At 34.8% G+C, this 12,759-nt stretch carries 7 protein-coding genes; 1 reads left to right on the top strand and 6 read right to left on the bottom strand.

What is annotated here, in order from left to right:
• The first annotated feature begins 8 nt into the window (after window positions 1-8).
• Entirely contained in the window at window positions 9-1,601 is a 1,593-nt protein-coding gene (locus AC3QL1_RS09760; protein WP_492497143.1) for a peptide chain release factor 3, read from the top strand.
• Window positions 1,602-1,689: 88 nt separating this feature from the next.
• Here AC3QL1_RS09760 and AC3QL1_RS09755 read toward each other — a convergent pair whose 3' ends face one another.
• The 6 genes from AC3QL1_RS09755 to rplJ form a co-directional block, all read right to left on the bottom strand.
• A complete protein-coding gene (locus AC3QL1_RS09755) occupies window positions 1,690-2,445 on the bottom strand; it encodes a hypothetical protein (protein ID WP_492497141.1) in 756 nt (251 codons plus the stop codon).
• Between the two features lie 352 nt (window positions 2,446-2,797).
• Window positions 2,798-3,109, bottom strand: a complete 312-nt coding sequence (locus AC3QL1_RS09750) for a DUF3467 domain-containing protein (RefSeq protein ID WP_492497139.1) — start codon at window positions 3,107-3,109, stop codon at window positions 2,798-2,800.
• 11 nt (window positions 3,110-3,120) lie between these two features.
• Window positions 3,121-7,431, bottom strand: coding sequence for a DNA-directed RNA polymerase subunit beta' (gene rpoC, locus AC3QL1_RS09745; RefSeq protein WP_492497137.1), 4,311 nt, complete (start codon window positions 7,429-7,431; stop codon window positions 3,121-3,123).
• Between the two features lie 273 nt (window positions 7,432-7,704).
• A complete protein-coding gene (rpoB, locus tag AC3QL1_RS09740) occupies window positions 7,705-11,517 on the bottom strand; it encodes a DNA-directed RNA polymerase subunit beta (RefSeq protein ID WP_492497557.1) in 3,813 nt (1,270 codons plus the stop codon).
• 264 nt (window positions 11,518-11,781) lie between these two features.
• The gene (rplL, locus tag AC3QL1_RS09735; protein ID WP_007807437.1) at window positions 11,782-12,153 is read right to left on the bottom strand and encodes a 50S ribosomal protein L7/L12; all 372 of its coding nucleotides are present in this window, start codon (window positions 12,151-12,153) and stop codon (window positions 11,782-11,784) included.
• Window positions 12,154-12,245: 92 nt separating this feature from the next.
• Window positions 12,246-12,749: a 50S ribosomal protein L10 gene (gene rplJ, locus AC3QL1_RS09730; RefSeq protein WP_029273446.1), complete on the bottom strand. Its 504-nt coding sequence runs from the start codon at window positions 12,747-12,749 to the stop codon at window positions 12,246-12,248.
• Window positions 12,750-12,759 lie beyond the last annotated feature (10 nt).

Raw genomic sequence — 12,759 nt, 5'->3', positions numbered from 1 at the left:
TACGAAATATGAGCTTTTTAAAAGAAATACAACGCAGAAGAACATTTGGAATTATATCGCATCCCGATGCCGGTAAAACAACATTAACGGAGAAATTACTGTTATTTGGAGGTGCAATTCAGGAAGCAGGTGCTGTAAAAAACAACAAAATAAAAAAAGGAGCAACGAGTGATTTCATGGAAATCGAACGCCAAAGAGGTATTTCGGTTTCGACTTCTGTTCTTGCTTTTAATTATAAAGACAAAAAAATCAACATTCTTGATACTCCGGGACACAAGGATTTTGCCGAAGATACTTTTAGAACTTTAACTGCTGTTGATAGTGTTATCGTTGTAATTGACGTTGCAAAAGGGGTTGAGGAACAAACTGAAAAATTAGTTGCAGTTTGTAGAATGAGAAACATTCCGATGATTGTTTTCATTAATAAATTAGACCGTGAAGGAAAAGATGCTTTTGACTTAATGGATGAAGTGGAACAAAAATTGGGTTTAAAAGTTACTCCTTTAAGTTTCCCAATTGGAATGGGTTATGATTTTCAGGGAATTTATAATTTATGGGAAGAAAATATCAACCTTTTTAGCGGTGACAGCCGAAAAAACATTGAGGAAACGATCGCTTTCTCTGATGTTCAAAACAATCCTGAATTAGATAAAATTGTTGGTCAAAAAGCGGCTAATAAACTTCGTGAAGAATTAGAATTGATTGATGAAGTGTATCCAAAATTTGAACGTCAGGATTACTTGGACGGAAAAATCCAGCCTGTGTTTTTTGGTTCGGCTTTAAATAATTTTGGAGTTCGCGAATTGTTAGATTGTTTTGTTACAATTGCTCCTTCGCCAAGACCAAAAGATTCTGAAACTCGTTTAGTTGATCCTAAAGAAGAGAAAATGACTGGTTTTGTATTTAAAATACACGCCAACATGGATCCTAAACACAGGGATCGTTTAGCATTTATCAAAATTGTTTCGGGAACTTTTGAAAGAAACAAACCTTATTATCACGTACGTCAGAAAAAAAACCTGAAATTCTCTAGTCCGAATGCCTTTTTTGCAGAGAAAAAAGAAATTGTAGACATTTCATATCCAGGAGATATTGTTGGTTTACATGATACAGGAAATTTTAAAATTGGAGATACTTTAACTGAAGGAGAAATAATGAGTTTCAAAGGAATTCCAAGTTTCTCTCCAGAACACTTTAGATACATTAATAATGCTGATCCAATGAAAGCAAAACAATTGGACAAAGGTGTTGACCAATTAATGGATGAAGGTGTTGCGCAGTTATTTACGCTTGAAATGAATAACCGTAAAGTGATCGGAACTGTTGGTGCGCTTCAATATGAGGTAATTCAATATCGTTTGGAGCATGAGTATGGTGCAAAATGTACGTATGAAAATTTCCCGGTTCATAAAGCGTGTTGGGTAAAACCTGATGATGCTAAAAATGATGAATTCAAAGAATTTAAGCGTATCAAGCAGAAATTTTTAGCTCATGATAAATACGGTCAACTAGTATTCTTAGCTGATTCTGACTTTACCATTCAAATGACACAAAGCAAATATCCAACTGTAAAATTATTTTTTACTTCTGAATTTGATTAAATATCTTTTTAAAAAGAAACATAAAAAAGCCTTCTAAAAATAATTTTAGAAGGTCTTTTTTTATCTCCACAAATTCCCCAAAATTTGCTTAGATTCGTTTAGTTTCATTTTCACGGGAATAATTAATTCCCATTCCTCCCATAATTTTCACATTGACTCTGGGAAGTTCTGCTTCGTCAATAATTATATTTTGAATTAGTATATTATTCTTAACTGATTTTATATCAAAATCTATTGTTTTAGAGAGATAATAATCATCCGCCGTAATAGTAATAACCAGAATCTTGCTATCATTCGAAACTACTACTGGAATAGAAAATACTCCCGTTTTTGGATTCATTTTACTTTGTGAACCGTTTATTGCAATAGTCAGATTTGGATATATTGTACTATTAAATGGTTTATTAGTTTTTGCCTCCAATAATTTTCCTTTTACAATTATTGATACCTCTTTTTCTATAGATTGATTATACGCGACTTTGCCAACTATAGTAGGATCAGGCTTTTTACAGCCAATTTCAGTTTTAATTGGCAATTTTTCTTGTCCAACCACATTTGAAGTAAGCAAAATTGATGCCGCAACTGCTGCATATTTCAAATTATTAATTTTGGAAGTTTCATTGTACTCAAATTCTTCCTGTAATTGAGCCACATTTAATCTCGCACAAATGTTTTTATCTTTGATTTCTGCTATAAATTTGGCCACTTCAGATTTCGTTTTACCACTCAAATCAATTACATTTTTGGCACAGGAATTACAAAATGAACCACTTGCATTAGGAATCATTTCATCAAAATTTTCAGAACAAGGACTTACTATTTCTAAAGTGAATTTCTTTTTCATACTATACTTTTTAAGTTAAAATCTTTCGCAGATGCTTATACTTATATAGAGTACATTTTTTATAAAAAGGTTGGGAAGGATCTAAAATATTTTAGTTTTTTTTGCAGATTACTTACAGCTAAATTTTTAAACATAAAAAAAGCGCTAATTTTCACTAGCGCTTTTTATTAATTTGAATTAATCAACCTTACTAAGTCATTATATTTTAAAAATTATTCTTTTTTTATTAGGAATTTCGAAATTAAGACAATAAGACTTACAAAAGAAATATACTCGATGAAAGTGAATTAAATCGGGTAAACTGCATTTAAATCTATGAAATAAAAAAGCCCCATACTGGGGCTTTTAAGTTTTATGCTTGTCCTGCCGGACCAAAATTAAGCGGAATTGGTGCTTGTTCAGTGTCTTTTATTTCGCCATGGGCGGTTTCAAAACGATGAATATTTTCTCCAATTGCTTTCAATAATCTTTTAGCATGTTGTGGTGTCAGGACAATTCTTGACTTTACCTTGGCTTTAGGAATACCCGGCATAATGCTCACAAAATCTAAAACAAACTCTGATGATGAGTGATTGATAATCGCAAGATTAGAATAAATTCCTTCTGCGACAGTTTCGTCTAACTCGATATTAATTTGCTCTTGTTGTTGTTTCGGATTACTCATAGTTTCCTAAATTAATAAATATATTCTTCTTTATTAGCCATCATTTCATTGTAATCGTCTTTAGATCCTACGATAGTGTTATCGTATTCTCTCATACCAGTTCCTGCAGGAATTCTGTGTCCAACAATTACATTTTCTTTTAATCCTTCTAAATCATCTACTTTACCAGCTACAGCAGCTTCGTTAAGTACTTTTGTTGTTTCCTGGAAAGAAGCAGCAGAAATGAATGATTTAGTTTGTAGAGAAGCTCTTGTAATACCTTGTAAAACTGGCGTTGCAGTTGCAGTAATTACGTCTCTTGCTACAACAAGATTTTTATCAGTTCGTTTCAACAATGAATTTTCATCACGTAATTCACGAGGAGAAATAATCTGACCTGGTTTCAATACAGCAGAATCTCCAGCATCTTCAACTACTTTCATACCATATAATTTATCATTTTGAACGATAAAGTCTTTAGTGTGAATTAATTGATCTTCAAGGAATAATGTATCTCCTGGATCCTGAACTCTTACTTTACGCATCATTTGACGAATAACTACCTCAAAGTGCTTGTCATTAATTTTTACCCCTTGTAAACGGTATACCTCTTGAATTTCATTTACCAAGTACTGTTGAACAGCAGCCGGACCTTGAATTCTTAAGATATCATCTGGTGTAATTGCACCGTCAGACAATGGTACTCCCGCTCTTACGAAGTCATTTTCCTGAACTAGGATTTGGCTTGAAAGTTTAACTAAATACTTTTTAATCTCACCAAATTTAGATTCGATAACAATTTCACGGTTACCTCTTTTGATTTTTCCAAAAGAAACAACACCGTCAATTTCAGAAACAACCGCTGGGTTTGAAGGGTTACGAGCCTCAAGCAACTCTGTAATTCTTGGTAAACCTCCTGTAATATCTCCTGCTTTAGAAGAACGACGTGGAATTTTAACCAATACTTTACCTGCTTTAATTTTCTCACCATTCTCAACCATAAGGTGTGCACCTACTGGTAAGTTATACGAACGAATCAATTCACCTTCTTTACCGTAAACCAATAAAGTTGGAATTAATTTTTTATTTCTAGCTTCAGAAATTACTTTTTCCTGGAATCCTGTTTGCTCATCGATTTCAACCATGAACGATTGTCCTTGCTCTAAATCCTCGTAAGCAATCTTACCAGTAAATTCAGAAACAATTACCCCATTATATGGATCCCATTTACAGATCACAGATCCTTTAGTAACAGTTTCTCCATCTTTAACAAAGATACTAGAACCGTAAGGAATATTGTGTGTGTTTAAGACGATTCCAGTTTTCTCGTCAACTAATTTTAATTCCGTTGAACGTGATACTACGATATCAACCGCATTACCTTCACTATCTTCACCTTTAACAGTTTTTAAATCTTCAATCTCAAGTCTACCGTTGAATCTTGTAACAATACTAGATTCTTCAGAAATACCTCCTGCAACCCCTCCAACGTGGAACGTACGAAGTGTTAACTGTGTACCTGGCTCACCAATAGACTGAGCTGCAATAACTCCGACAGCTTCACCTCTTTGTGTCATCTTACCAGTAGCTAAGTTTCTACCGTAACATTTAGCACAAATACCTTTTAAAGCCTCACAAGTTAATGGAGATCTAACCTCTACTCTTTCAATCGGAGAAGCTTCGATAGTTCTCATGATTGCCTCAGTAATTTGTTGACCTGATTCAACCATTACTTCATTAGTAAGTGGATTTATAACATCTTGCAATGCAACACGTCCTAAAATTCTTTCTCCTAATGATTCAACGATTTCCTCATTTTTCTTCAAAGCAGAAACTTCAACACCTCTAAGAGTACCACAATCTTCAATGTTAACAATAACATCTTGAGATACGTCATGAAGCCTTCTTGTTAAGTATCCGGCATCGGCAGTTTTAAGAGCCGTATCCGCAAGTCCTTTACGGGCACCGTGAGTAGAAATGAAGTACTCAAGGATCGAAAGACCTTCCTTAAAGTTAGAAAGAATCGGGTTTTCAATAATCTCACCACCACCGGCAGTAGATTTTTTAGGCTTAGCCATCAAACCACGCATACCAGTTAACTGACGAATCTGTTCCTTAGAACCCCTCGCCCCAGAGTCAAGCATCATATATACAGAGTTGAAACCTTGTTGGTCTTCTCTAATATTTTTCATTGCTAATTCTGTTAACTGAGCATTTGCTGAAGTCCATACGTCAATAACCTGGTTGTAACGCTCGTTATTGGTAATAAGACCCATGTTATAATTCACAGAAATACCTTCAACTTGCTCTCTGGCATCTGCAATTAATTTTGTTTTTTGTTCTGGAATTCTAATATCACCTAAAGAGAATGATAAACCTCCTCTAAATGCAAATTTATAACCCATATCTTTCATATTATCCAAGAAAGCTGCAGTAGTAGGTACATCAGTCACACTTAAAATGTGTCCGATAATATCTCTAAGGTTTTTCTTAGTCAATACATCATTGATATATCCAGCTGCTTCAGGTACTACTTCATTAAATAATACACGTCCTGCAGTTGTTTGAATAATTTTATACACTAATTCTCCAGCGTCATTAAAATCTTTTGCTCTAATTTTCACACGAGCATTCAATTCTAATCTTCCTTCGTTTAATGCAATGTTTACTTCTTCAGCAGAATAGAAAGTTAAGTCTTGACCTAAAATTACATGTTCTGGTGTAGAGATACGCTCTTTGGTCATATAATATAGACCCAAGACCATATCCTGAGAAGGTACAGTAATTGGAGCACCGTTTGCAGGGTTAAGGATATTGTGAGAAGCCAACATTAATAATTGTGCCTCTAAAATAGCCTCTGGTCCTAATGGCAAGTGAACCGCCATCTGATCCCCATCAAAATCGGCGTTGAAAGCCGTACATACTAATGGGTGCAATTGGATCGCTTTTCCTTCAATTAATTTTGGCTGGAAAGCTTGAATACCAAGTCTGTGTAACGTAGGAGCACGGTTAAGTAATACCGGGTGACCTTTAATTACGTTTTCAAGGATATCCCAAACTACAGGCTCTTTTTTGTCTATAATTTTCTTAGCAGATTTTACTGTTTTAACAATACCTCTTTCAATCAATTTACGGATTACGAAAGGTTTGTATAATTCAGATGCCATATCTTTTGGCAATCCACATTCGAATAATTTTAATTCAGGACCAACAACAATTACCGAACGGGCAGAATAATCCACACGTTTTCCAAGTAAGTTTTGACGGAAACGCCCTTGCTTACCTTTTAAGGAATCAGATAATGATTTTAATGGTCTGTTAGATTCTGTTTTAACAGCAGAAGCTTTACGAGTGTTATCAAATAATGAATCTACAGATTCCTGCAACATACGTTTCTCGTTTCTTAAGATAACTTCAGGAGCTTTAATCTCCATTAATCTTTTCAAACGGTTGTTACGGATGATTACACGACGGTATAAATCATTTAAATCTGAAGTTGCAAAACGACCTCCGTCAAGTGGCACAAGCGGACGTAATTCTGGTGGAATAACAGGAACCACTTTCATAATCATCCACTCAGGACGATTTTCGCGGTTTAAGTTAGACTCACGGAAAGACTCAACAACTTGTAATCTTTTTAAAGCTTCCGTTTTACGTTGTTTAGAAGTCTCGTTGTTAGCGCTGTGTCTTAATTCATAAGATAAAGCATCTAAGTCAATACGAGCCAATAAATCCATAATACATTCTGCTCCCATTTTGGCAACAAATTTATTAGGATCTAAATCATCTAAATATTGGTTTTCCTGTGGAAGAGTATCTAAAATATTCAAATATTCTTCTTCAGTTAAAAAGTCTAATCTTTGTAATGATTCTCCATCTGCATTTTTAGCAATACCAGCCTGGATTACTACGTATCTTTCATAGTAAATGATCATATCTAATTTCTTAGATGGAAGACCAAGGATATAACCAATTTTGTTTGGAAGAGAACGGAAATACCAGATGTGAGCAATAGGCACAACAAGGTTGATGTGTCCTACTCTGTCACGACGTACTTTTTTCTCAGTAACTTCAACACCACAACGGTCACAGATGATCCCTTTGTAACGAATTCTTTTATATTTACCACAAGCACATTCAAAATCCTTAACAGGTCCGAAGATTCTTTCGCAGAAAAGTCCGTCACGCTCTGGTTTGTGAGTTCTGTAGTTGATAGTTTCTGGTTTCAAAACCTCTCCTCTTGATTCTTTCAAGATAGATTCCGGTGAAGCCAATCCAATTGAGATTTTATTGAATCTTTTAACTGGATTTTTATCTTTATTATTATTTCTATTATTCATCATAGTTTTTACTATTGATTTATTTGCAATTAAAAAATTGATTTTAACTTATAACCTTCTCTTTAAAAAGAGTAAAACCATCAAGTCACTACCACGGATTACTTCTCTAAACTTCAAACGTCAATTTTGAAGTGCTAATTACAAAACCTTAAGGTCTAAGTAAAAAATCGGAACGGTTTACGGGTATAAATCCTAAAAACTTATTTTTAATAAACAGCTTCAGTCTCAGCTTCAGTTGTTGAACTGAATTACTGAGACTGTAACTGAAAACTTTATTTATTCTTCTAAACGAATGTCAAGTCCAAGACCTTTCAATTCATGCATCAATACATTGAATGATTCAGGTAATCCTGGTTCTGGCATAGACTCACCCTTAACGATAGCCTCGTAAGTTTTAGCTCTACCAATAACGTCATCCGACTTAACTGTTAAGATTTCACGAAGAGTACTTGATGCTCCATAAGCTTCAAGTGCCCAAACCTCCATCTCTCCAAAACGCTGACCTCCAAATTGAGCTTTACCTCCAAGTGGTTGTTGAGTGATCAACGAGTATGGTCCAATAGAACGTGCGTGCATCTTATCATCAACCATGTGTCCTAATTTAAGCATGTAAATTACACCCACAGTTGCAGCTTGATGGAAACGTTCTCCAGTACCACCATCATAAAGATGTGTATGTCCAAAACGTGGTACTCCAGCTTCATCAGTTAATTCATTAATTTGATCCAAAGAAGCACCGTCAAAAATTGGAGTAGCAAATTTTCTACCCAAGTTCATACCAGCCCATCCAAGAACAGTTTCATAAATCTGTCCAATGTTCATACGTGAAGGTACCCCAAGTGGATTCAATACGATATCTACTGGTGTTCCGTCTTCAAGGAAAGGCATATCTTCATGACGAACGATTCTTGCAACAATACCTTTGTTACCGTGACGTCCTGCCATTTTATCCCCCACTTTCAGTTTACGTTTTTTAGCGATATAAATTTTCGCTAATTTCAAGATTCCAGATGGTAATTCATCCCCAACTGTAATAGTGAATTTTTCTCTTCTTAAAGATCCTTGTAAGTCGTTCAGCTTAATTTTATAGTTATGAATCAAATCATTTACCATTTTATTAGTAGCGTCATCAGCAACCCATTGACCTTTACTTAAGTGAGCAAAATCCTCTACTGCGTAAAGCATTTTTTGAGTATATTTTTTACCTTTTGGTAAAACTTCTTCACCCAAATCATTCATTACACCCTGAGATGTTTTTCCGTTTACGATCAGGAATAATTTTTCAACCAATCTGTCTTTTAATTCAACAAATTTAGTTTCAAACTCCATTTCTAAAGCGCCTAAAGCATCTTTATCCTGAGTACGTTTACGTTTATCTTTTACGGCTCTTGCAAATAATTTTTTGTCAAGAACTACGCCATGTAAAGATGGAGAAGCTTTTAATGAAGCATCTTTTACATCTCCTGCTTTATCCCCGAAGATTGCACGAAGCAATTTCTCTTCCGGAGTAGGATCTGATTCTCCTTTTGGTGTAATTTTTCCGATTAGAATGTCGCCAGGTTTAACCTCTGCTCCAATTCTGATCATACCGTTTTCATCTAAATCTTTAGTAGCTTCTTCAGAAACGTTAGGAATATCGTTTGTTAACTCTTCATTTCCTAACTTAGTATCTCTAACCTCTAATGAATAATCATCAACGTGGATAGAAGTAAAAATATCATCACGAACTACTTTCTCAGAAATTACAATCGCATCCTCAAAGTTATACCCTTTCCATGGCATGAACGCAACTTTTAAGTTTCTACCTAAAGCTAATTCACCATTTTGAGTAGCATATCCTTCTGATAATACTTGCCCAAGAACAACTCTGTCACCTTTTCTTACGATTGGTTTCAAGTTGATACTAGTTCCCTGATTGGTTTTTCTAAATTTAATTAAGTTGTATGTTTTTTCATCAGCATCAAAACTTACCATTCTTTCATCTTCAGTACGGTCGTATTTGATAGTAATGATGTTAGCATCAACATATTCTACAGTTCCATCCCCTTCAGCATTAATCAATACTCTGGAATCTGAAGCTACCTGACGCTCTAAACCTGTACCAACAATCGGCGCTTCCGGACGGATCAAAGGAACCGCCTGACGCATCATGTTTGATCCCATCAACGCACGGTTCGCATCATCATGTTCCAGGAAAGGAATTAATGAAGCCGAAATCGAAGCAATCTGGTTAGGCGCAACGTCTGTATAATGTACTGCTGATGGCTCAACAACCGGGAAGTCACCTTCCTCACGAGCAATTACATTGCTTGCTGTAATTTTACCAGAAGCATCCATTTCAATGTTTGCCTGAGCAATCATTTTTCCTTCTTCTTCTTCAGCACTTAAATAGATAGGAGTACTTTCTAAATCAACTACACCATCTGTAACTTTACGGTATGGAGTTTCGATGAAACCCATTCCGTTAACTTTTGCATAAACACCAAGAGATGAAATCAAACCAATGTTTGGTCCCTCTGGAGTTTCAATCGGACATAAACGACCATAGTGTGTATAGTGAACGTCACGAACCTCGAAACCAGCTCTCTCTCTCGAAAGTCCACCAGGTCCAAGTGCAGATAATCTTCTTTTGTGTGTAATCTCAGCTAATGGATTCGTTTGATCCATAAATTGAGATAATTGGTTAGTACCAAAGAAAGAGTTGATAACTGACGATAATGTTTTAGCATTAATCAAGTCAATTGGTGTAAACACCTCGTTATCTCTAACGTTCATTCTCTCACGAATAGTTCTAGCCATACGTGCTAAACCAACACCGAATTGTTGAGACAATTGTTCTCCAACTGTTCTAACACGACGGTTTGATAAGTGATCAATATCATCAATCTCTGCTTTAGAGTTGATCAATTCGATCAAATATTTTACAATGGTAATGATATCTTCTTTGGTAAGCACTTGCTTTTCCATAGGAATATCTAAACCAAGTTTTTTGTTCATTCTGTAACGACCAACTTCACCTAAGTTATAACGTTGATCAGAGAAGAACAATTTATCTATAATACCTCGAGCAGTTTCCTCATCAGGCGGTTCAGCGTTACGCAACTGACGGTAAATGTGCTCTACAGCTTCTTTTTCAGAGTTTGTTGGATCTTTTTGTAACGTGTTGTGGATAATAGCATAATCTGCTTGGTTATTATCCTCTTTATGTAACAAAATAGATTTAACGTTAGAATCGATGATTTCTTCAACATTATCTTTGTCGATAATAGTATCTCTATCAAGGATGATTTCGTTACGTTCGATAGAAACTACCTCTCCGGTATCTTCATCAACGAAATCCTCGTGCCAAGTGTTCAATACACGTGCAGCAAGTCTTCTTCCAATATATTTCTTAATACCTGTTTTAGAAACTTTAATTTCTTCAGCAAGATCAAAGATTTCAAGGATATCCTTGTCTCTTTCAAATCCAATTGCACGGAATAAAGTTGTAACCGGTAATTTTTTCTTTCTATCGATATAAGCATACATTACGCTGTTGATATCTGTAGAAAATTCTATCCAAGATCCTTTAAAAGGAATTACTCTCGCAGAATATAGTTTTGTTCCATTTGCGTGGAATGACTGTCCAAAGAAAACTCCAGGAGAACGGTGTAATTGAGATACTACTACACGCTCAGCACCATTGATTACAAAAGTACCGCTTGGAGTCATATAAGGGATTGTACCAAGATAAACATCTTGTACAATAGTTTCAAAATCTTCGTGTTCTGGATCAGTACAGTATAGTTTTAACCTGGCTTTTAAAGGCACACTATAAGTAAGACCTCTCTCTATACATTCTTGAATTGTATAACGTGGTGGATCAACAAAATAATCTAGGAACTCCAATACAAAGTTGTTTCTTGTATCTGTGATTGGAAAGTTTTCCATGAAGGTGTTGTATAACCCTTCGTTGCCTCTTTCGTCTGATTTAGTTTCTAATTGAAAAAAATCTTTAAAAGATTTAACCTGAACATCTAAGAAATCCGGATAGTCAGGAATATTTTTTGTAGAGGCAAAATTCAATCTTTCAGTCTGATTTGTTATCATCAATGGACAAAATTTTGATTAAAAAAAAGTAATTTTTTGTGTAAAAACACACCGTTTAATCTATACTTTCTTATTATAATCAATACATCTTTAAAAATGACCCGGAAAAGTAGGTTCAATTTTTTTTCTTCGTATTGATCAAAAACTTTTTCGTATTTTAAACTATTTGATAATAAAACTTGATATATTTTATTATACGAAAAATGGTTTAGGCCATTGAGCGTTAACTCAAGACCTAAACCTAGTTCTTAAAACTGAGTAAACTTATTTAAGTTCAACTACAGCTCCAGCTTCTTCTAATGATTTTTTAAGACCTTCAGCCTCTTCTTTAGAAACACCTTCTTTAACGTTACTTGGAGCACCGTCAACTACATCTTTAGCTTCTTTCAAACCTAAACCTGTAAGTTCTTTTACTAATTTCACAACTGCTAATTTAGAAGCACCAGCTTCTTTCAATACAACTGTAAATTCAGTTTGTGCTTCTTCAGCAGCACCTTCTCCACCACCAGCAGCAACTACTACAGCTGCAGCAGCAGGCTCGATACCATACTCGTCTTTTAATATTGTTGCTAATTCGTTAACTTCTTTAACTGTTAAGTTAACTAATTGTTCTGCGAATTGTTTCAAATCTGCCATTTTTTCTATCGTTTAAAATGATTTGTAAAATTATATTTTATTTATTGTGCGCTATTTAAGCTGTAAGGAAATTAAATCCCTTACAATAATTATTATGCTTCAGCCTCTTCTTCGCTACCTGCGAATTTGTTTTGTAAAGCAGAAATAATTCTTTGTGCTGGTGATTGCAATAATCCAATAAGTTCTCCAAGAAGTTCTTCTTTAGATTTAATAGTAGCTAATGCTTCTAATTGATTATCTCCAATATATACTTCAGAATTGATGTATGCTCCTTTTAAAACTGGTTTATCAGATTTCTTACGGAAATCTTTAATAATTTTTCCAGGTGCATTAGCTACATCAGAAATAAATATAGCACTGTTACCAGTTAATACTGTAGGTAAATCACCATAATCATTAGCAGAAGCTTCCATTGCTTTTGCAAGCAAAGTGTTCTTTACAACTTCTAATTTGATACCAGCTTTAAAACAAGCTCTACGTAAGTTTGAAGTTGTCTCTGCGTTTAATCCAGAAATATCAGATACATAAATGATATTTGTACCAGCTAACTGCGCAGTTAAATTTTCAATCGCGATTGATTTTTCTTCTCTAGTCATACTAAAAATT

This window comes from Flavobacterium sp. GW823-FHT04A11 (assembly GCF_058796535.1).
This window is presented reverse-complemented; position numbering and strand designations above follow the sequence as displayed.